Origin of the sequence: Microbacterium ulmi, from assembly GCF_011759705.1 — a bacterium.
GTDB classification, from domain to species: domain Bacteria; phylum Actinomycetota; class Actinomycetes; order Actinomycetales; family Microbacteriaceae; genus Microbacterium; species Microbacterium ulmi.
Genome location: NZ_JAAOZF010000002.1, coordinates 754544 through 775635, shown reverse-complemented (window position 1 = coordinate 775635; position 21092 = coordinate 754544). Strand labels below are relative to the sequence as shown.

Annotated in this window: 15 protein-coding genes; 6 read left to right on the top strand and 9 right to left on the bottom strand. The window is 72.3% G+C overall.

From position 1 onward, the window contains the following. Window positions 1-4: 4 nt before the first annotated feature. Both FHS08_RS16335 and FHS08_RS16330 read right to left on the bottom strand, forming a co-directional pair. A complete protein-coding gene (locus FHS08_RS16335; protein WP_167041618.1) occupies window positions 5-1477 on the bottom strand; it encodes an aminopeptidase P family protein in 1473 nt (490 codons plus the stop codon). A 37-nt stretch (window positions 1478-1514) separates the two neighbouring features. Next, entirely contained in the window at window positions 1515-2534 is a 1020-nt protein-coding gene (locus tag FHS08_RS16330; protein WP_167041615.1) for an endonuclease/exonuclease/phosphatase family protein, read from the bottom strand. Between the two features lie 72 nt (window positions 2535-2606). On the opposite strand from FHS08_RS16330, the gene FHS08_RS16325 reads away from it, so the two are divergent. Further along, window positions 2607-3476 (top strand): PHP domain-containing protein, encoded by an 870-nt coding sequence (locus FHS08_RS16325; RefSeq protein ID WP_167041612.1) that lies wholly within the window; start codon window positions 2607-2609, stop codon window positions 3474-3476. 34 nt (window positions 3477-3510) lie between these two features. On the opposite strand, the gene FHS08_RS16320 is transcribed toward FHS08_RS16325, so the two are convergent. Both FHS08_RS16320 and FHS08_RS16315 read right to left on the bottom strand, forming a co-directional pair. Further along, a complete protein-coding gene (locus tag FHS08_RS16320; RefSeq protein WP_167041609.1) occupies window positions 3511-3936 on the bottom strand; it encodes an SHOCT domain-containing protein in 426 nt (141 codons plus the stop codon). A 132-nt stretch (window positions 3937-4068) separates the two neighbouring features. Beyond that, a complete protein-coding gene (locus tag FHS08_RS16315) occupies window positions 4069-5592 on the bottom strand; it encodes a DEAD/DEAH box helicase (protein WP_167041606.1) in 1524 nt (507 codons plus the stop codon). Window positions 5593-5781: 189 nt separating this feature from the next. Between FHS08_RS16315 and FHS08_RS16310 the strand changes: the two genes are divergently transcribed. Then, window positions 5782-6498, top strand: coding sequence for a ferritin-like fold-containing protein (locus FHS08_RS16310; protein ID WP_167041603.1), 717 nt, complete (start codon window positions 5782-5784; stop codon window positions 6496-6498). 110 nt (window positions 6499-6608) lie between these two features. On the opposite strand, the gene FHS08_RS16305 is transcribed toward FHS08_RS16310, so the two are convergent. The 3 genes from FHS08_RS16305 to FHS08_RS16295 form a co-directional block, all read right to left on the bottom strand. Beyond that, window positions 6609-7289 carry a PhzF family phenazine biosynthesis protein gene (locus tag FHS08_RS16305; protein ID WP_167041600.1) on the bottom strand — a complete coding sequence of 227 codons (681 nt, stop codon included), beginning with the start codon at window positions 7287-7289 and terminating at the stop codon, window positions 6609-6611. A gap of 82 nt (window positions 7290-7371) precedes the next feature. Next, a complete protein-coding gene (locus tag FHS08_RS16300; RefSeq protein ID WP_167041597.1) occupies window positions 7372-7662 on the bottom strand; it encodes a hypothetical protein in 291 nt (96 codons plus the stop codon). 13 nt (window positions 7663-7675) lie between these two features. Beyond that, the gene (locus FHS08_RS16295; protein WP_167041594.1) at window positions 7676-7900 is read right to left on the bottom strand and encodes a DUF3107 family protein; all 225 of its coding nucleotides are present in this window, start codon (window positions 7898-7900) and stop codon (window positions 7676-7678) included. 187 nt (window positions 7901-8087) lie between these two features. Here FHS08_RS16295 and FHS08_RS16290 point away from each other — a divergent pair, with 187 nt between their 5' ends. Both FHS08_RS16290 and FHS08_RS16285 read left to right on the top strand, forming a co-directional pair. Beyond that, window positions 8088-11246 (top strand): ATP-dependent helicase, encoded by a 3159-nt coding sequence (locus tag FHS08_RS16290; RefSeq protein WP_167041591.1) that lies wholly within the window; start codon window positions 8088-8090, stop codon window positions 11244-11246. Then, window positions 11243-14539, top strand: a complete 3297-nt coding sequence (locus FHS08_RS16285) for an ATP-dependent helicase (RefSeq protein WP_167041588.1) — start codon at window positions 11243-11245, stop codon at window positions 14537-14539. The genes FHS08_RS16290 and FHS08_RS16285 overlap by 4 nt, the downstream gene beginning before the upstream one ends. 163 nt (window positions 14540-14702) lie before the next feature. Here FHS08_RS16285 and FHS08_RS16280 read toward each other — a convergent pair whose 3' ends face one another. Further along, entirely contained in the window at window positions 14703-15998 is a 1296-nt protein-coding gene (locus FHS08_RS16280; protein WP_167041585.1) for a protein kinase family protein, read from the bottom strand. 78 nt (window positions 15999-16076) lie between these two features. On the opposite strand from FHS08_RS16280, the gene nudC reads away from it, so the two are divergent. Then, window positions 16077-16988 carry an NAD(+) diphosphatase gene (gene nudC / locus FHS08_RS16275; RefSeq protein WP_167041582.1) on the top strand — a complete coding sequence of 304 codons (912 nt, stop codon included), beginning with the start codon at window positions 16077-16079 and terminating at the stop codon, window positions 16986-16988. Continuing rightward, window positions 16985-18742, top strand: coding sequence for an ATP-dependent helicase (locus FHS08_RS16270; protein ID WP_167041579.1), 1758 nt, complete (start codon window positions 16985-16987; stop codon window positions 18740-18742). Before nudC ends, FHS08_RS16270 begins: the two co-directional genes overlap by 4 nt. 861 nt (window positions 18743-19603) lie before the next feature. On the opposite strand, the gene FHS08_RS16265 is transcribed toward FHS08_RS16270, so the two are convergent. After that, window positions 19604-21028 (bottom strand): zinc-dependent metalloprotease, encoded by a 1425-nt coding sequence (locus tag FHS08_RS16265; RefSeq protein ID WP_167041576.1) that lies wholly within the window; start codon window positions 21026-21028, stop codon window positions 19604-19606. Between the last annotated feature and the right edge of the window lie 64 nt (window positions 21029-21092).

Sequence of the window (21092 nt, the reverse complement as noted above, 5' to 3'; positions counted from 1 at the left end):
GGCCTCACACGCCCGCTGCCGCGATCCACGCCTCGATCTCGTCGGCCGTGCGGGGGATGCCGCCCGACAGGTTGACGGGGCCGTCGGCGGTCATCAGGACGTCGTCCTCGATGCGCACGCCGATCCCGCGGTACTGCGCGGGGACCGTGAGATCGTCGGCCTGGAAGTAGAGACCGGGCTCGATCGTGAACACCATGCCCGGCTCGAGGAGCCCGTCGTAGTACATGTCGCGCCGCGCCTGCGCGCAGTCGTGCACGTCGATCCCGAGGTGGTGGCTCGTGCCGTGCACCATGTACCGGCGGTGCTGGCCGCCCGAGTCTGCCGCGAGCGCCTCCTCGGCCGTGACCGGCAGCAGTCCCCATTCGGCGACGCGGGCGGCGATGACCTGCATCGCCGCCTCGTGGACGGCCCGGAACGGGATGCCGGGACGTGCGACCGCGAACGCGGCATCCGCTGCCTCGCGCACCGTCTCGTAGACCTTGCGCTGCACCTCGGTGAAGGCGCCGCTGACGGGGAGCGTGCGCGTGATGTCGGCGGTGTACAGGCTGTCGACCTCGACGCCCGCGTCGATCAGGATGAGATCGCCGGGGACGACGGCCCCGTCGTTGCGGGTCCAGTGGAGGTAGCAGGCGTGCGGCCCCGAGGCGGCGATCGTGTCGTAGCCGACAGCGTTGCCGTCGCTGCGCGCGCGCTGATGGAACACGCCCTCGACGATCCGCTCTCCGCGGGGGTGCTCGATGATCCGGGGGAGCTCCCGCACGATGTCGTCGAACCCGTCGGCGGTCACCTGCACCGCGAGGCGGAGCTGCTCGATCTCGTAGTCGTCCTTGACGAGACGGAGCTCCGAGACGAAGCGCGTCAGGTCGGCGTCCTCGCCGACCACGAGGTCGTCGTCCGAGCCCTCGAACGCGTCGATGTGCGCCGTCGCGAGCCCGAGGTCGGACGCGACGCCCGACAGCGCGGGACGCGGGCCGATCCAGAACTCCCCGATCGCGGCGTTCGAGTAGAACTCGGCCGTCGTGCGGTCGGCGCGCTCGCGGAAGTAGAGCGTGGTGTCGTGGCCGCCTTCCGAGCGCGGCTCGAACACGAGCACCGACCCGGGCTCGCTGTCGGCCGCCCAGCCGGTCAGGTGCGCGAAGGCCGAGTGGGCGCGGAACGGATAGTCTGTGTCGTTGCTGCGCTGCTTGAGCTCGCCCGCGGGGATGACGAGCCGCTTGCCGGGGAACGCGGCCGAGACGCGTTCGCGGCGCGCCGCCGCGAACGGCACCTGCTCGCGCGGCGGAGGAGCGATGTCGGGCCGTTCCGCCCAGCCCGTGGAGATCGTGTCGAGGAACCCTTGACCGTAGCGCTGACGACGGTTCGTCGTCGAGTCCGCCGAGGCGGGCTCCTGCGCCGTGCCGTCCTCGGAGCCCACGCGCCCGTCGGCTCGGGTCAGGGCGTGGGCGATACCTGGAGTGGGCGTGGCGTGCGTGCTCATGCCCCCAGTCTCGCACGAGCGGACCGGGGAGCGTCTGTCAGCCGGCCGGCTCGAGCTGCACGATGAGGGGACGGTGATCGCTGCCGGAGCCGTCGAGCGAGCGCAGCACGAGCGATCCCGTCGGCGTCCAGTTCTTCGATGTCATGACGTGGTCGATGGGCGCCCCGAGGAGTGCGGGCATGTCGGTCGACCAGGTCCCGACCGACCCGTTGCCGGTCGCCTCGGCGACATCGCGGCAGCGGCCGAGCGTGCCGTCGTCGACCCCGAGCCCGTGCAGGTGGTCGAGGGTCGCGTTGAAGTCGCCCGCCATGATGACGTCGTCGGCTGCGCACTGGTCGGCCAGCCACTGCAGGTCGTCGCGCCACGCCTGCATGTACTGCTGGCGCGGAGCGACGGCGTGCGCCGCGACGACGATGGGTCCGTGACCGGAGATCGGCATCGCGACGGCGCTCGGCACGGTCGACGTGTTGCTCGATCCGTCCTTCGACGAGTCGATGACCGCATAGTCGCCCAGGCGCGGCGAGATGAGGATCGTCGTCGACCGCGCCCCCCATCCGTCCGTGCCGTACTCGGCGTGGTACGCCCACATGCGATGTCCGAGATCGCGCATCGAGAGGGCCACCTGCTCGCCCGTCTCGATCGTCGTCTCGGGGAGGGTCACGATGTCCGCGGCCATCGCGACGGCGATCTGGGCGATCTGCTGAGCCGAGGTCGCATCGCCGGCGGTGTTCCACGTCATGACGCGCACGCTGGTGTCGGTCTTCTCCGGGAGCCTGTCGGTGCCGATCCCGCGCGACATGATGATCGCGGCGTTCGCGACGACGCCGACGAGCGCGATGATCGCGATGGATGCCGCGAATCCGCGCACGGGACGGGCGATCGCAAGCAGCAGTGCGACGATGAGGACGATGCCGAACCCGACGAGCACGGCACCCCGGAACGACACGATCTGCGCCACGGGGAAGTACCGGTCGACACGGAAGAAGGACGGCCAGGTGAGGGCAGCCGTCGCGATCGCGAACACGACCGTCACGAGGATCCCGAGCAGTCGCAGCACGTCGGCGACTCTATGTCCTCTGTCTGGGAGATCGACCGATGCCGCGGCGGCGGAGGGCGATACCCTCAGGGGATGCAGGACGATCGCCGCTTCGAGAGCCCGGCCGATCTGCACCTGCACTCGATCCGCTCCGACGGCACCGAGACGCCTGCCCACGTCATGGCCTCCGCTCACCGCTACGGGATCCGCACGGCGGCGCTGACCGATCACGACACGACGGCGGGATGGGCCGAGGCGGCCGAGGCCGCGGCATCCCTCGGCATGACGTTCATCCCCGGGATGGAGCTGTCGGCGAAGAACGAGTGGCGCAGCGTCCACATCCTCGCCTACCTGTTCGACCCCGACGACGCGGGGCTGCGCGCCGAGACCGAGCGGATCCGCACGGACCGTGTCGGACGAGCCGAGCGGATCGTCCGCAACATCGCACGCGACTACCCCCTCACGTGGGACGACGTCGTGGAGCAGACCGAGATCGGCGCCACGATCGGCAGGCCCCACATCGCCGACGCGCTCGTCGCGCGAGGACTCGCGCGCGATCGCGGCGAGGCGTTCGGCGGCATCCTGCACCCGCGCGAGGGCTACTACGAAGGGCACTACGCGCCGGATCCGCGCACGGCCGTGCGGCTCATCGTCGCGGCGGGCGGCGTGCCGATCATCGCCCACCCGACCCCCGCCGGGCGCGGAAGGATGATGCCGGTGCCGCTGCTCGAGGAGCTCATCGCGCTCGGGCTCGCGGGGTTCGAGCTCGAGCATCGCGAGAACACCGACGAGGGGAAGCGTGTCCTGCGCAGACTGGTCGAGCGTCACGATCTCATCGTGACGGGATCGAGCGACTACCACGGGCTCGGCAAGCCGAATCTCCCCGGAGAGAACACGACGAGCGCGGACATGGTCGCGCGCATCGTCGCTCTCGGCAACGGAAGCGCCCCCGTCTACCCCTGAGGGCGGACGAGGGCGCTGCGACGCATGCCGATGCCTACGACAGAGCGCGGGCCTTCAGCGCGTCGTACTCGGCCTGCGAGATCGTGCCCGCATCCAGCAGCGACTTCGCCTTCGCGATCTCGTCCGCGGGGCTGGAACCCGCGACCTGCTTGATGTAGTCGTCCTGTGCGGCGCGGTACTGCCTGGCCTCCGCGACCGACCGCTCGCCCATGCCCTTGCCGCGGGCGATGAGGTAGACGAGCGCCGTGACGATCGGGAAGAAGATGAGGAAGAAGATCCAGACGGCCTTGAGCCAGCCGTTGAGCTTCTTGTCGCGGAACAGGTCGCCGATGATCGCGAACAGAGCGAACAGGTAGGACACGAAGATGAAGGCCCACAGGAACCACCAGATCAGATCCCAGAACGAGCCCCAGAAGCCCTGGTACTGGTAGCTGATCGGGGTCACGTCGAAGAATCGCACGGTCGGTGCCTTTCTGAGTGCGGAACGCCGGCGCGACGTGCGCCGTCGCGCTCACATTAGCGCGGCGCTCCTGGTCGGCGACGGAGGTGACGTGACATGTCTTCGTGCGTCACCCGGGCCGGGTGACGCATCTCAGACGGCCGGAGTGTTCGATCGGGGACCGCGGCGACGACGTCGCCGCGCGGGAGCCGGCCTGCCGTCGTGGTGCTCCGCGCCGCCGCCGTCGTGCGTGCCGCGGCCGTCCGGGGCGCCTGCAGCGCCGGCCGTCGTGCTCGCGGCCCCGCTCGCCGCCGCGGACGTCTCGCCGCCCACGCGGGCCGCGGCATCCGCCTCGAACGTCGCACCGACGCGCTCGGCTCCGGATCCGCGCGAACGGCGACGGCGACGACGCGTCGCGGCCTCGCTCTCGCCCTCCGCGGCGGCATCCGCCGCACGCTCGGGCTGCGGACGCGCCGGCTGCGACTTCGGGGCCGTCACGAGGCGCCCCTTCGTGCCGACGGGGATGTCGAGATCCTCGAACAGGTGCGGGCTCGACGAGTACGTCTCGACGGGCTCGGGCTGTCCGAACTCCAGGGCGCGGTTGATGAGGGCCCACTTGTGCAGGTCGTCCCAGTCGACGAACGTCACCGCGATGCCGGTCTTGCCGGCGCGGCCCGTGCGCCCCGCGCGGTGCAGGTACGCCTTCTCGTCGTCGGGGATCGTGTGGTTGATGACGTGCGTCACGTCGTCGACGTCGATGCCGCGGGCCGCGACATCCGTCGCGATGAGGACATCGCGCTTGCCGGCCTTGAACGCCGCCATCGAACGCTCGCGCGACTCCTGGCTCATGTCGCCGTGGACGGCGGCCGCGTTGAAGCCGCGATCGCCGAGCTCGTCCACGAGCTTCTGCGCGGCGCGCTTGGTACGCGTGAAGATGACGGTCTTGCCTCGGCCGTCGGCCTGGAGGATGCGGGCGATGACCTCGTCCTTGTCGAGCGAATGGGCGCGGTACACGAGGTGGCGGATGTTCGCCTGCGTGAGCCCCTCGTCGGGGTCGGTCGCCCTGATGTGGATCGGGTTGGTCATGAAGCGGCGGGCCAGCGCGACGATCGGTCCGGGCATCGTCGCGGAGAACAGCTGCGTATGGCGCACCGCGGGGACCTTCTGGAAGATCTTCTCGATGTCGGGGAGGAAGCCGAGGTCGAGCATCTTGTCGGCCTCGTCGAGCACGACCTCGGTCGCGTTCGAGAGGTCGAGCAGGCGCTGGTTGGACAGGTCGATGAGACGACCAGGCGTGCCGACGACGATCTGCGCGCCGGCCTTGAGCTGCTCGATCTGACCCTCGTAGGCCTTGCCGCCGTAGATCGCGACGACGCTCGTCGAGCGGTTCTGCGTCAGCATGTCCATGTCTTCGTACACCTGCACGGCGAGCTCGCGCGTCGGCACGACGATGAGCGCCTTCACCCCGTGCGCAGGGTCGAGCCCGAGGCGCTGCACGACGGGGATGCCGAAGCCGAAGGTCTTGCCCGTCCCCGTCTTGGCCTGGCCGATGATGTCCTGGCCCGGAAGGCCGAGGGGGATCGTCTGCTCCTGGATGGGGAACGCATCGACGATGCCCTTCGAAGCGAGGGCGTCCACGATGTCCTGGTCAACGCCGAGTTCGGCGAAGGTCGTCACGATATGAGCCTGTCTGGCGGCGAGGAAGTCCGCCGGGGAGGTGATGGATCCACGCCCTTCACTCATCCGCAGGCGCGGGGCCCCGATCCGACGCCGGGGAATCCCCAGTCTACCGGGGAGGGCGGGTTCTCCCGAATGCCCGGCGTCGCCGCACTCGTCGCGCCCCTGCGCCGGCCGTAGGCTGGAGGCGTGGTGGACTGGTTCTGGAAGCGCCGCAGGCCCGAGGGCCGCGCGCTGTCGCTGCGATCGAAGGACGATCTCGGCGACACGACGAGGGTCGACTTCGAAGAGCTCGCGCCCGACATCGACACGTACCTCGGGCAGGCCGCGTACCTCCAGCTCGGCTACTTCGAGACGCTGACGCGCCTCATCCGGGCGACCCCGGGGCTGTCGGACAAGGAGTCGCTGTCGCGTGCGGCGGGGGCGGCGCTCACGAAGCACCAGGGGCTGGTCGGCCTCATCCGCGAGCGCGACCTCGATCCGACGGAGATCATGCTGCCCTTCCGCGAACAGCTCGACGCCTTCCGGCGCGAGACGCTCGGCGCGCGCCCGCAGGAGACGATGCTCTCGGTGCATCTGACGGCGGGGCTGCTGGACGACTTCTACTTCACGCTCTCGGCGAGCTACGGGGAGACGGGTCGCCGCGTCGCCCAGATCCTCCGCGCAGACCATGACAGGCAGGCGATCGTCGACATCGTCAACCGGACGATCGAGAGCGACCCCGAGTGGCGGTCGATGCTCGCGCTGTGGGGCCGCCGCCTCGTGGGCGACACTCTTCTGGTCGCGCGTTCGGCGCTGCGGCCTTCGGGCCTCGCCGTCGCGGACGAGATGCGCGTCGAGCCCGTGTTCACGGAGCTCATGGCTGCGCACTCGCGTCGCATGGACGCGATGGGGCTCGCGGCGTAGCGGGCCGGGCGGCCGGTCGGGTTCGGCCCTGAGCACCGTTCGGCCGTGAGCACCGTTCGGCCGTGAGCACCGTTCGGCTGTGACCACCGTTCGGCGGCCGCGTGCGGCGGTCAGCCCAGTTCGAACGTGCGCGCGGGCGACGTGCGGCCGCCCACCTCGATCTGCTGCCCGAGATAGCGGCTGTGGGTGCGCAGCATCGAGCCCGCCCCTTGGCGGATGTCGAGGTCGCGCGCCAGCTGCGCCGACAGCCGGATGGCGGCGGAGCCCGTGGCCTCGTCCTCGCGGATGCCCAGACCCGGCGCGAACATGCGCGCTCGAACGCGCCCTCCGCCTTCGTCGATCCATGCCCACACGTAGTGGAGCCCCCTGCCGTATGCGTCCGGATCGACGCCTTCGACCGCCTCGACCGAGTCGAGCTGCTCGAGCTGGAACTCCGGCGCCCACTCCGGAAGCGCCCTCACGAACACGAGGTCGCCGTCCGCGCGGACGCGGACGTCTCCCGCGGGAACGGCGATCGAGCGGATGTCGTCGCCCGAGCCGAGCAGCCACGCGGCAAGGCCCACGAGGGGGTGCCCCGAGAAGGGAAGCTCTCCGGCGCGACCGAAGATGCGTGCTCGGGCGTCTCTCCCCGACACGGAGTCGATGAAGACCGTCTCGCTGAACCCCACGTCGGCGACGATGTCGCGCTCGCGTCCGCGCGTCGACGGCGAAGCCCACGCGATCCCCAGCGGGTTCCCGTGCGCGCCCGCCTCGTCGACGAAGACGTCGACGAGATCGATGGTCAGAGCCACACTGCGATTGTGGCAGGCGCGCAGGCCCGATCGAGGGCGTGCGAGCAGGATGCCGCGGCATCCGCTCGCGGATCGGCCGACGCTAGGAGAGCTTGAGACGCGCGCGCGCGCGTGCGTCGTGCGAGCGGCGGACGCGTGCGAGGACGACGCCGAGCGGGAAGGTCACGACGGCGGGGACGACGACGGCGGACAGCCACAGCAGGCCGTTGTCGGGCCCGAGGCCCGCCCACGTCAGGATCATCCACACGAGCGAGGACGACAGCGCCCCGACGAGCGGCAGCAGGGCCGCGCCGCGCGTGTCGCGGCCCGTGACGGAGTAATGGGCCGCGGCGCCGATGGCTGCACCGAAGATCAGAGCGAGAAGGATCTCCACGGGGATGCTCCGCTCAGGCGACGAATCCGACGCGGCGCGTCTCTTCCGTGCCGACCTCGACGAAGGCGAGAGCCGCCGTCGGGACGATGTACGAGCTGCCCTTCGCGTCGGTGAACGTCACGTGCGTCGCACCCGCATCGAGCGCCGCCGCCACAGACTTCTTGACGGCGTCGGCCGACTCGCTCGTGTCGAAGTTGAGCTCGCGGCCCGTGTTCGCGATGCCGATGCGGATCTCCACGTGAGTGCCCTCCTTGCGGCCCGAACGCCGCCGATTCGTGCTGTGCGCGCCCCGGTCCGGCCCGCCGCATGGCAACTCTACGACACGGCGCGGACGCCCCGGCGCGGCCCGCGCACGCTGACGGCGAACACCCGCCGCGGGCTCGGCGGGCGCGGGCGATGTCGGTGCGCCGCGCTACCGTGCTGGTATGACTCTGGGGGAGCATGCCGGCGCGGAGCCCGCGCTGGACGATGTGCAGCGCGCCGTGGCGGAGCTGCCGGCCGAGGCGTCCGGCGTCGTGGTGGGCGCACCGGGCACGGGCAAGACGGCGACGCTCGTCGCGCGCGTCGCGCACCTCGTGGCGGCGGGACTCTCGACCGACGAGGTGCTCGTGCTGACCCCGACGAGGCAGACGGCGACGGCCCTGCGCGACCGGCTCGCGCTCGCCGTCGGGCGCGCGACGTCGGGCTCGCTCGCACGCTCGATCGCGTCCTTCGGCTTCCAGCTCGTCCGCGCCGCCGAAGTGCACGCCGGAGGCGAGCCTCCCCAGCTGCTGACGGGCGGAGACGAGGATCAGCTCCTCCAGGACCTCCTCGACGGCGACGCCGACGACGAGCGCGCAGGCGCGGGCCGCGGCTGGCCGGACTGGCTCGGACCGCAGATCCGCTCGACGCGCGGCTTCCGCACCGAGCTTCGCGCGTTCCTCGCGGAGTGCACGACGCTCGGCATCGAGCCCGCTCGGCTGGAGAGGCTGGGCGAGAGCCTGGGCCTTCCCGCGTGGAGCGCGGCCTCCTCCTTCTTCCGCGAGTACCTCGACGTGAGAGCGCGCATGCGCGGCGCGCATCGCGATGCCGCGGGCCTCGTCCGCGAGGCCGTCGGCATCCTCCGCACGGCGCCCGCGGGCCCGGCGCCTGTCTTGGGCGCCTTCTGCGCCGTCAGGGCCGTGCTCGTCGACGACGCGCAGGAGCTCACCCTCGGTGGCGTCGAGCTCCTCGAGGCGTGCGCGGCCCGTGGCATCGCGGTGCTCGCGTTCGGCGACCCCGACGTCGGCGCAGGCGCCTTCCGCGGAGCGTCGCCTGAGAACTTCGCGCGGCTCGCGGGCGCGCTGGGCACGGCGGCCGTGCTGCGCACGGCGCATCGCGGAACGTCCTTCCAGACCGACGTCGTGCGCGCCGTGACGCAGCGGATCGGCGCCGTCGGGGTCGTCGTGCACCGCACGCCGTCCGCGGGCGCCGAGCCGGATGCGTCCCTGCGCGCCGTGACGCTGCGCTCGTCCGCGGAGGAGTTCGACGCCATCGCGCGGCTGCTGCGCGAGCGGCACCTCTCAGACGGCATCCCCTGGAGCCGCTGCGCCGTCATCGCCCACGACACACGCCAGGTCACGGCTCTCGAAGCCGAGCTGTCGGCGAGGGAGGTGCCCGCGCGAGCGAGCGGGCCCGGCACGGCACTCGGCGCGCTCCGGCCCGTGCGCGGGCTCCTCGGCCTCGTGGAGCTCTCGATGCGGGATGCCGAGACCTGGACGCACGGCGAGGTCGAGGAGGCGCTCGCGGGCGCCGTCGGCGGTCTCGACCCCGTCGAGCTGCGGCGGCTGCGGTCGGCGCTTCGGCACACGGAGCTCGGGGCAGGGGGAGAGCGCTCGGGGCGCGATCTCCTGCTCTCTGCGATGCGGGTTCCGCTCGAGTTCGAGCTCGTCGACTCCCGCGAGGCGCGGCGGGCGGCAGCGGTCGCCCACACGATCGCGGCGCTGCGCGAGCAGCTCGAGGCGCACGCGACGGCCCACGAGCTGCTCTGGACGGCATGGGATCGCAGTCGGCTCGAGCGCGTGTGGAGCGAGCAGGCGCGCGGTCACGGCCCGCTGGCCGAGCAGGCGAACCGCGATCTCGACGCGGTCGTCGCCCTGTTCCAGGCCGCCAAGCGATTCGTCGAGCGCGATCTGAACGCCGATCCGCGCGCGTTCGTCCGCGGCATCCTCGAGAGCGACGTCGCGGAGGACCGGCTCGACGCCGTCGTGCCGGCCGGAGCCGTGAGCATCCTCACGCCGGCGGGAGCCCTGGGGGTCGAGTTCGACACGGTCGTCATCGCCGGCGTGCAGGAGGGCGTGTGGCCGAACCTCCGGCTGCGCGGGAGTCTGCTCGACACGTGGAGGCTCGCGGACGCCGCGGCGACGGGCGGCGCGGCATCCGCGGCCGCGATCGATCGCCGGCGCGATGCCATGCACGACGAGCTGCGGCTCTTCGTGCGGGCGCTCTCGCGCGCGACCGCACGGGTCGTCGTGACGGCCGTCGACGACGACGACAAAGGGCCGAGCGTCCTGTTCGAGTTCCTGCCAGACCCCGAGCCCGCGACGAAGGCGATGGAGCACCCGTTGTCGCTGCGGGGGCTCGTCGCTCTGCATCGCCGGGCGCTCACCGAGCCCGGCCGATCGCAGACACCGCGTGAAGGTCGGGCTCGCACGGCCGCCGCGGCGGGCCAGCTGGCGCTCCTCGCCGACGCGCACGTGCCCGGCGCCGACCCCTCGCAGTGGTACGGGATCGCGGCGCCGAGCTCGACGGCGCCGCTGCGCGACCTGGCACGCGAAGACGTCCGCGTCTCGCCCTCCCGGCTGCACACGCTCGAGGAGTGCGAGCTCGACTGGGTCATCGGCGACCTCGGCGGCGACCCGGGGGGCACGACGGCGGGGCTCGGCACGATCATCCATGCCGCGCTCGAGCACGCGTCGGGCGGCGACGAGGCTGCGCTGTGGGCCGCGGTCGAGGCGCGCTGGGGCGAGCTCACGTTCGAGGCGCCATGGCGCGAGCGCGCCGAGCGGACGCGCGCGCGAGACCTCGTCCGACGCCTGCACGCGTACCTGCGGGAGTTCGAGGCGTCGGGCGGCACGCTCGTGGGCGCAGAGCCGCACTTCGAGGTCGCGATCCCGCTCGACGACGAGGAGGCGTTCGAGCATGGCGCGATCCTGTCGGGATACATCGACCGCGTCGAGCTCACGCCCGACGGGGCGGTCGTCATCATGGACCTGAAGACGGGCAAGGCCGAGCCGCAGACCGACGCGAAGGTCATCGACAACCCGCAGCTGGCGGCCTACCAGCTCGCGTTCGAGGACGGTGCGATCCCCGCCGTCGCGGGTCTCCCGTCGGGCGGGGCCAAGCTCCTCGTGCTCAGGCCGACGTCGAAGAAGGAGCCGTTCGTGACTCCGTGGCAGCCGCCGTTCGACGACGAGCGACGCACGGCCTTCCTCGCGCGCATCCGCGACGCGGTCGGCGTCATGCGCGGGGACTCGTTCGCCGCGCCCTACGAAGAGCACTGCCGCGATGAGTTCTCGTATGGGCTCTGCCGCATCCACACGATCGGGCCGGTGAGTGCGTCATGACCCTGTCGGCCGAGGTCATCGCCGCCGCGCTGGGCCAGTTCCCGCCGACCGCCGAGCAGACCGCCGTCATCGAGGCGCCCCTCACGCCTGCACTGGTCGTCGCGGGCGCAGGCAGCGGGAAGACCGAGACGATGGCCGGGCGCGTCGTCTGGCTCGTCGCCAACGGACTGGTCCGCCGCGACGAAGTGCTCGGGCTCACGTTCACCCGCAAGGCGGCGGGCGAGCTCGCCGAGCGCGTGCAGCGGCGGTTGCAGCGACTCGGCGAGTTCGAGCGGCACGGACTGCTTCCGCATCTTCCCGCGCTGCACGCGGCAGGTCGCCTCGACGTGTTCGCGGCGATCGAGCGCGAGGCCGGCGAGAGCGCGAAGGCGGCGGGGGAGCGGCGGGCCGTCCTCGCTCGGCTCGCCGCCGAGGTCGGGGCGTCGGGCGGCGAGGACGCGGATGCCGATGATCTCCTGCATCGTCCCGTCGTCGCGACGTACAACAGCTTCGCGGACCAGATCGTCCGCGAGCATGCGCTGCGCATCGGGCGGGATGCCGAGGCCGCCGTCCTGTCCGAGTCCGCCGCATGGCTGCTCATGCGGCGGGTCGTGCTGGCCTCGGACGATCCTCGGCTCGAGCTGCGCGAGTCGTCGCTGCGTACGATCATCGACGCGGCGCTGCGCATCGCCCGCGACTCCGTCGACAACCTCGTCGACCTCGATGCGCTCGCCGCGTTCCCCGACGAGTTCCACCACGTCGTCGAGGTTCCTTCGACGACGTCGCGCGTGACGGTGTACGCAGACATCGACAAGGCCGAGACGGATGTCGCGGGGCTCGGTCTCCTGTCGGGACTCGCACGGGAGTACGCGGCGCAGAAGCGTCGGATCGGCGTCATCGACTTCTCCGACCAGGTCGCGGGGGCGCTCGAGGTCGTGCGCGGCCATGTCTCGGTCGCGGAGGAGCTGCGCGCGCGCTATCGGATCGTCCTGCTCGACGAGTATCAGGACACGTCGGTCGTGCAGACCGACCTGCTGGCGACGATCTTCGCGGGAACCGCCGTCATGGCTGTCGGCGACCCGCACCAGGCGATCTACGGATGGCGCGGTGCGAGCGCCGGAAATCTCGGCGGCTTCCCCGGCGCGTTCGCGCCCGGCGCTCCGTGTCTGCGGTTCTCCCTCTTGACGAGCTGGCGCAACAGCGCGACGGTGCTGCGCGCCGCGAATGCCGTCCTCGCACCGCTCGCGGCGAGCGCCGCCGTTCCCGTCGAAGAGCTGCGGGCACGGCCCGGCGCTCCCGCAGGCGAGGTCGAGCTCTCCTTCGAGACCGACCTCGACACCGAGACCGACCGCGTCGCCGAGTGGTTCGAGCGCGTGCGCGCGGAGCGCGCGGCCGAGGGCAGATCGACGACGGGGGCCATCCTCTTCCGCTCGAAGAAGCACATGGTGCGATTCGGCGATGCGCTGGGGCGCCGCGGCATCCCGCATCGCATCCTCGGTCTCGGCGGGCTCCTGTCGACGCCCGAGGTCGTCGACGTCGTGAGCGCCCTGCGGGTCATCAGCGACCCCTCCGCGGGCTCCGCGCTGATCCGCCTGCTCGCCGGCCCGCGATGGGCCATAGGCCTCGCCGACCTGCGTGTCCTCTCGCAGCTCGCACGTCGTCTCTCCAGCCATGACGCGGCACTGCAGCCCCTCCCCGCGGAGGTCGCGGAGCGCGTGCGCAACGGCGCAGGCGACGAGCAGGGCTCGCTCGTCGACGCCCTCGACTTCGTGCTGCGGTCGAAGGCCGACCACGGCTGGCTCGCCGACTTCACCCCCGACGCCGTCGTGCGCCTGCGCGAGGCGGCGGGGGTCTTCGCAGGCCTTCGGCGTGCGGCGGGGATGCCGATCCCCGAGCTCGTCCGTCTCATCGAGCTCGAGCTCCGGCTCGACATCGAGCTCGCGGCGAACGAGGCGCGCGGGCCGGCTCGTATCGCCTCGGCGCAGCTGCGCGCGTTCGTCGACGAGCTGCACGGCTTCCTCGCGGCTGACGAGACGGGCTCACTGTCGGCGCTGCTCGCGTGGCTCGACCACGCCGAGAAGCTCGACGAGTTCGCTCCGCGCACGGAACCGCCCGAGGACGACGTCGTGCAGCTCCTGACGATCCACGGCTCGAAGGGACTCGAATGGGATGCCGTCGCCGTGGTCCGGCTCGTGAAGGACGAGCTTCCGAGCGCACCGCGAGACCGGCGAGGCTGGCTCTCGTTCGGCGTGCTCCCGTACGCATTCCGCGGGGACTCCGCGTGGCTGCCGACCTTCGCCTGGCGCTCCGCGACCACGCAGCAGGAGCTCAAGCAGGCGTTCGACGCGTTCCTCGGCGCCAACGTCGACCGTCAGCTCGGCGAAGACCGGCGCCTCGCCTACGTCGCGGTGACTCGCGCTCGCGATCACCTGCTGCTGACCGGCGCGAGCTGGTCGGGCACGAAGAAGGCACGCCCGCAGAGCACGTTCCTCGTCGAGATCGCCCAGGCCCTCGATCGGCCGCTTCCCGCCGACGACCCCGGCGACAACCCCTACCTGGGGGAGCGGCGCACGCTGCAATGGCCGATCGACCCGCTCGGGGCTCGACGAACGCCTGTCGAGCGTGCCGCGCAGCTCGTCCGTGACGCGCAGTCCGCCCCGCGGGATCGCGCCGAACGCGACCTCGAGCTGTTGCTCGTCGAGCGGGACGAGCGCCAGCGCATCGCGCTGCGCTCTGCGCCGACGCGCATCCCGGCGTCTCGCTTCAAGGACTTCGTGACGGACTACGACGGCACGGTCGCCCGGATCGCGCGGCCGCTTCCGGAGCGCCCGTATCGGCAGACGCGCCTCGGGACCCTCTTCCACGCGTGGGTGGAGTCACGGGCCACCCGACCCGGACATGGAGGGTCGCTCGACGACGCGCTGTGGGAGGCCGACGACGACGGCGTCGGCATCGCCGCATCGGAGGACGACCTCACGGCGCTCGAGCGCCTCCGTGAGAAGTTCCTCGCGTCGGAGTGGGCCCCGCTGAAGCCCCTCGAGGTGGAGACCGAGATCGACTTCACGACGACCGACCTGGACGGTCGCCCGCACATCGTCATCTGCAAGCTCGACGCCGTCTATCGTCGGGGCGACCGCATCCAGATCGTGGACTGGAAGACGGGTTCTCCACCCCTGGACGATGTCGAGCGGCAGCAGCGCATGGTCCAGCTCGAGCTGTACCGTCGCGCGTACCACGAGAGGCACGGCATCCCGCTCGAGGAGATCGACGTCGCCCTGTACTACGTCGCGCACGACCTCGTGCTGAAGGGCTGACGGCTGCGACACCGCCGGGACGACGGCACGGACCGCCCAGACGGCACGGATCGCCGGGATGCCACGGATGGCAGGGACGCCACGGATGGTCGGGACGGCACGGACCGCCCAGACGGCACGGATCGCCGGGATGCCGCTGCACGTCCGCCGCGAGGGCTGGGGATCAGCGGTCGGTGCCGGTCCAGCGGCGCAGCGCCGCGTCGGCGGCCCGCGACGCCTCGGCCGCGGCATCCTCCGGCGAGCCGTGGACGTCGATCGCCTCCGGCTCGGCCTGTGCGACCGGCAGCCTGATGGGCGCCGTGGAGGTGTCGTCGGCGTCGAAGGCGGCGACGGGGGCTGCGTCGGGGGATTCCGCGGCGGGAGGGGTTGCGGCCGGGGCGTCTGAGGCGTCGACCTCGGTCGCGATCCACAGCGCGAGCTCTTCGGGATCGTAGGCGTCGGTCTGCATCGAGGTGTCGACCTCGCCGGCGGAGGCGGCGGGGACCCGGTCGAGGAGGGCGATCGCGTCGTCGACGTCGAGCAGGTCGTCGGGAACGAGGTCCTCTCCGTGGACGCCGTCGGCCAGCGACTCGAGCAGGGCCGTGGCATCCTCCACGATGTCCTTTCGGGCCGAGTCGTGCCCGTGCACGAGCCACTTCGCGAACTCGAGCTCGGCGTACAGCCGCGAGCGCTCGCGCAGAAGCGGGTCGGGCGCGCGCTGACTGGACGCCGCATACGCCTCGTAGACGTCGTCCGCCGCGTCGGGAGCGGATGCGAGCCACTGCAGATCGGTCGCCGGGTCGCCGACCGAGAGCCCGTGCCACTCGAGCATCCCTGTCACCCTGGGCACCTCGTCGGCGTCCTCGAAGAGGAAGGATGCCGCGCCCGCGCCGCCCTGCACGACGGCGGGCTCGAACCGCCACAGGCGGTCTGCCGCGAGGGCGCGCAGCCAGCGGGTGCGCAGCGTCGCGGGCAGGGAGCGGGTGGCCGCCGCCCGTTCGACGACGCGGGCGACGTCGTCGCGGACCTGCTGGGGCGTGCGGACGGGAAGCCCCTCGGCGCGGACGATCGACAGCGGCAGCGCGTGCAGGGCAGCGAGCGCCTCGCCGATCGAGGTCGCAGCTCCTGGGCCGCCGGGAACATGAGCGGCGTCGACGCGATAGCCGGGGAGGAAGTCGACCACGACTGCGCGGGCCTCGCCGATCCCCGACTCGCCGAGCAGCTCGGGGGCGCGGAACGGGAGCAGTGCACGGACTCCGGGGGTCAGCGCGCGCAGCGCTCGGACCTCGGCCGCGAGCTCGGCTCCTGCGTCGGCGTCTGCAGGAGCGCGCACGACGACGCGGCGGCCGTCCGAGAGATCCGCGACGGCGGAGTCGAATCTGCCGGCCGAGCCCTCCGTCAGGACACCCGCCGCGACGACCCCCGCCCGAGGCAGAGCCGATGTCACGGACGCGGCTAGAGTGAGGGGTGAGCGTGCCATGAGCCCAGGGTAGGTCGGGCGCGCGCGTGCGCCGCCGCGCCACGCCCTGGCGCGCCGACTGATGCAGAGAGGTCCGCGATGACGGCGCAAGTGCCCACCGAGCCGGCTCCGCTGGCCCGGGCCGGTCTCGATCGTGCGGCCGACGAGCGCACGGCGGAGGGGCTGCTCGACGCGCTGCGCGCGGATCCCCGCACGCGCGTGCTCGTGCTGTCGGGCGACGCGGCACCTCTCTCGGGGCCCGGCTCGCTGCTCTATGTCGAGCCGGAACGAGCCCCCCGCGACGCGGAGTGGGCCTTCCTCGGCCGCGACGCGAACGGCGCCGCCGTCGTCGCGGCGGTGATCCCGAAGCGGGAGTCCGAGCCTTTCGCCGCACCCTCGGGATGGGCGAGCCTGCGCGCCGTGGGGGGCTCCCTCTCGGGGACGGATGCCGGGGCCTTCGTCGAAGCCCTGAGCCTCGGCCGCTGGCTGCTCGACGCCCCGTTCTGCCCGGCCTGTGGCGCGCTCACGATGCTGCGCCAGTCCGGGTGGTCGCGGCGGTGCCCGTCGTGCGGGCGCGAGCACTTCCCCCGCACCGATCCCGCCGTGATCGTCGCGATCACGAGTGCGCGGCATCCCGATCGGCTTCTCCTCGGCTCCAACTCGTTGTGGGAGGACAACCGGTACTCGTGCTTCGCGGGCTTCGCCGAGGCAGGTGAGTCGCTCGAAGCCGCCGTGGCACGCGAAGTGCGGGAGGAAGCGGGCATCGACCTCGTGGAGGTCCGCTATCGCGGGTCTCAGGCGTGGCCGTACCCTCGCTCGCTCATGCTCGGATTCCTCGCGACGGCCGTCGACGACGAGTCGGCGCGGGCGGACGGAGACGAGATCGCGCACGTGCGATGGTTCGACCGCGAGGAGATCGGCGAAGCGCTCGCAGGGGGCGGCGACATCCTGCTCCCGGGGCGGGCGTCGATCGCCCACCGCCTGATCTCGGATTGGCACGCGAACGCATGAGCGGCGCCCTGCGCGATCTCGACCCGCAGCAGCTCGAGGCGGTGACGACTCTGCGAGGTCCCCTCGTGGTGCTCGCAGGCGCCGGCACGGGCAAGACCCGCGTCATCACGCACCGCATCGCGCACGGCGTCGACACGGGCGCGTACTCGCCGGGGCGGGTCATGGCGGTGACCTTCACAGCGAAGGCGGCGGGGGAGATGCGCGGCCGGCTGCGCGCATTGGGCGTCGAAGGCGTCGCCGCGCGGACGTTCCACGCGGCCGCGCTCGCGCAGCTGAACTTCTTCTGGCCGACGCTCGCGGGCGACTCCGCCCCCGGCATCGTCGACAACAAGGTGCGCCTGCTCGCGCACGCCGCCGACGGCCTCGGAATCGATCCCGACACCGCGACCCTTCGCGACGTGGCGAGTGCGATCGAGTGGCGCAAGATCACGATGCGCAGCGTCGACGCGTACGCCGCGGCGCGCCCGCACGGGATCGGCAGGCTCGACATCTCGCGCGTCGTCGACCTCCAGCGTGCCTACGAGCGGCTCAAGGACGAACGGCGACAGCTCGACTTCGAGGACGTCCTCCTCGCGTGCGCGGGGATGCTCGAGGCGGAGCCGCAGGTGACGCAGGCCGTCCGCGAGCAGTACCGCCACTTCACGGTCGACGAGTACCAGGACGTCTCTCCGCTCCAGCATCGCCTTCTCGAGCTGTGGGTCGGCGACCGACGCGACCTGTGCGTCGTCGGGGACGCGAGCCAGACGATCTACTCCTTCGCCGGCGCCGACGCACGCTACCTCCTCGAGTTCGCGCGTGAGCATGCGGACGCGCGCGTTGTGCGCCTCGAGACGAACCACAGGTCGGATGCCCCGATCCTCGCGGTCGCGAACGCGCTCATGCGCGACCGTCCGGGAGCGCTGGAGCTCGTCTCGGCGCGCGACGAGCCGGGGGTCGTGCCCGAGGTGACGGAGTTCGCCGACGACGAGGCGGAGGCACGCGGCGTCGCCATGCGCATCTCGGCGCAGCTGGCGGGCGGCGTCGATCCGCGCCGCATCGCGGTGCTCTACCGTTCGCACGCCCAGTCGGCGGAGCTGCTGCGTGCGCTCGCCGACGCGGGGATCGCCGCGACGGTGCTCGGCGGGCGTCGATTCTTCGAGATCCCCGAGGTGCGCCAGGCCGTCATGGAGCTGCGCGCAGCGACCGTCGCGCCGATCGAGACGGGGTTCGTCCAGACGGTCCGCGACATCCTGCGCTCGCGGGGGCTGAGCGATGAGCCGCCCGAGGCGGGAGGGGCGCTGCGCGACGCGTGGGAGGCGCGCGGCGCGCTGCTGCGGCTCGCGGAGGAGGCGCCCGACGGCACGACCCTGCGCGCGTTCACGGACGAGCTCATGGCGCGGGCCAAGACGCAGGACGAGCCCGCGATGCGCACCGTCACGCTCGCGACGCTCCATGCGGCCAAGGGTCTGGAATGGGACCACGTCCATCTCGTGGGCATCGCCGAGGGGCTTCTCCCGATCAGCTACGCGACGACCTTCGAGCAGGTCGACGAGGAGCGCCGGCTCGCGTATGTCGGCATCACGCGGGCCGGGCGAACGCTCTCGCTGTCGTGGGCGCGGGGACCGCGCGAGCGATCGGCGTCGCGATTCCTTCGAGAGATCGGCAGCGGCACGCTGCGTGCGGGCGGTGCGATCTCGTCGTCCGCCGCAGCGAGCCGGCGCGCAGCGTCACCGAGTGCGCGATCCGGACCTCAGGGCTCTGCTCGGCGTCGTTGAGCAGACCCGCCGCGGCGATTCCCGCCTCGACGAACGTCGTGCGTCCCGCATCGGGGCACGGGCGTCCGAGCAGCTGGGCGGCGAGAAGCGGCCACGCGGGATCGGCGTCGCGCCGATGCGCGGCGACACAGGCGAGGCACGCCGTCCGTCCTGGACGGACGAGCGGGCCGAGCTCGACCGCGTCGCCCGTGAACACGACGGGCAGGTGCACGGCGTCTCGCGACATCAGCGCGGCGGCGCGCCGCGGCTCGACGAGATGGTGCGCGAGCACCACGACAGGAGCGTCGTCGGGATCGTGCGACCATCCGACGTCGAACCATGTCTCGCGCCGGACGTCGAAGCCGGCGTCGGCCATGGCCTGCGCGAACGCGTCGGCCGAGGATGCCGGGAACCCGTCGGGCGTCTGCACGACGACGCGCCCTCCGCGCCGTGCGCGCGGCATCTCGAGCGCGCGGGCGATCCGCTGCACGAACCGCTCGCCCGCCCCGGGGGGAGCGCCGAAGGCCGTCGCGACGGGTTCGAGCGCGGCATCCGGGATGCCCTTCTCGAGCTCGCGGACGAGCCTCTCCTGCCACGGCTCGGGCTCGACCACGATCGCGACGGGATCGACGCCGAACTGGAGCGTCGTCGGGGTGCGCCAGAGCGGCGGATGAGCGGGGTCGAGTCGCGGCATGCCCCGATCATGGAGCCGCCGCGGGCGGTGGGACGGGTTGTCCACAACGGCGGGCGAGTGCGGACGGCCTCTCGCTCGCCTGTGGAGGAGCCGGCGCGAGCCGGCTGCATGGACCGGCGGCGGAGCTCCGAGCCGGGCGGCGGGCCCGGCGGCATAGACCGGACGCGGAGCGCCAAGTCGCGGATCGCCTAGACCGGACGGGGACCTTCCGGCGCGTCATCCGGCTCCGCGGCGTCGTCGGGCTCCGCGGGCCCGCCGCCGTCGCCCGCCTCGGGATCCGCGGGCCCGCCGTCCTCGCCCGCCAGCAGCGCCGCGAGAGCGTCGTCGAACTCGTCGCGAACCGGCTCCTCGCCGCGTGCCCGCGCCTCCAGGCGTGCGACCAGGGCGGCGGGGTCGTCGATGTCCTCCGACGTGGGCATGAGGTCGGGGTAGTCCCAGAGCGCATCGCGCGCGGCGACGCCGACGGCATCCGTCACGGCGCGCCACATCGCGGCCGCCTCGCGCATGCGGCGCGGGCGCAGCTCGAGACCGACGAGCGACCCGAGCGCCTGCTCGGCGGGGCCGCCGACGGCGCGGCGCCGCCGGACCGCCTCGGCGATCCGCTCGGCGGAGGGCAGCCGCGACGTCGCCTCTGCCGTCACGACGTCGACCCAGCCCTCGATCGACGCGAGGAGGTTCTCGAGCCGCGTGAGCGCCGTGGTCTGCGCCTCCGAGCGCTGGGGGAGCAGGGCGCCGCTCTCGAGCGCCTTGCGCAGCTCCTCCGGCTCGGACGGGTCGAACCGCGACGCGAGGTCTTCGAGCGCGCTCGTGTCGACATGGATGCCGCGCGCGAAGTCCGTCACCTGCGAGATGACGTGCAGACGCAGCCACTTGGCGTGGCGGAAGAGGCGGGCGTGCGCGAGTTCGCGTGTCGCGATGTACAGCGCGAGCTGGTCTTCCGGGATCTCGAGATCGCGGCCGAAGTCCGCGAAGTTCTGCGGCAGGATCGCGGCCTCTCCCGCCGGCAGGATCGGGATGCCGACATCCCCTCCGCTCACGACCTCCTTCGAGAGCCTGCCCACGACCTGGCCGAGCTGCGTCGCGAAGAGCGATCCGCCGACGGTGCGCATGAGCCGACCGGCCCCCTGCACGAGCCCCTGCATCTCTTCGGGCGCCTGATCGCGCAGCGCGCTCGTGAGGGCGTCCGCGATGCTCGTCGCGACGGGCTCGGCGAGCTCCTGCCAGACCGGGAGGGTCGCCTCGACCCATCCGCCGCGGGTCAGCGTCTTCGGCGGCTGTGCAAGCTCCGAGATGCTCGTCGCCTCGCTCAGCCAGAGCGTGGCGAGGGAGAACGCCTGATCGAGGTCGGACCTCTGCCCGTCGGTGACGCCGAGGCCGTCCTGGTTCGCGATGTGCAGCGCCTGCCGCTGCGCGAGGTCCCACGAGATGCCGCCGTCGGCGCCCGCGAACGCGCCCTGGAGGTGCTGCATGACGGTCTGCATCATGGCCGGGTCGATGCCGAGGCCCGTCAGCCGTTCGAGCTGCTCCGGATCGAGCCCCCCGGCTTCGCCGCCGAACAGCTGGCGCATGAGCTCCTGGAACTCCTCTTCGGGGCTGCGATCGTCGTCCGCCACTTCAGCCGCCTTTCAGACGTGCCTGTCCGTCCCGTCCTACGCTAGTCGCACGGATCATCGCTCC

Excerpts from the sequence above, each read along its gene's own strand:
- FHS08_RS16335 (WP_167041618.1), bottom strand. The coding sequence starts at position 1,477 with ATGAGCACGCACGCCACGCCCACTCCAGGTATCGCCCACGCCCTGACC.
- FHS08_RS16325 (WP_167041612.1), top strand. The coding sequence starts at position 2,607 with ATGCAGGACGATCGCCGCTTCGAGAGCCCGGCCGATCTGCACCTGCAC.
- FHS08_RS16290 (WP_167041591.1), top strand. The coding sequence starts at position 8,088 with ATGACTCTGGGGGAGCATGCCGGCGCGGAGCCCGCGCTGGACGATGTG.
- FHS08_RS16285 (WP_167041588.1), top strand. The coding sequence starts at position 11,243 with ATGACCCTGTCGGCCGAGGTCATCGCCGCCGCGCTGGGCCAGTTCCCG.
- FHS08_RS16280 (WP_167041585.1), bottom strand. The coding sequence starts at position 15,998 with ATGGCACGCTCACCCCTCACTCTAGCCGCGTCCGTGACATCGGCTCTG.
- nudC (WP_167041582.1), top strand. The coding sequence starts at position 16,077 with ATGACGGCGCAAGTGCCCACCGAGCCGGCTCCGCTGGCCCGGGCCGGT.
- FHS08_RS16270 (WP_167041579.1), top strand. The coding sequence starts at position 16,985 with ATGAGCGGCGCCCTGCGCGATCTCGACCCGCAGCAGCTCGAGGCGGTG.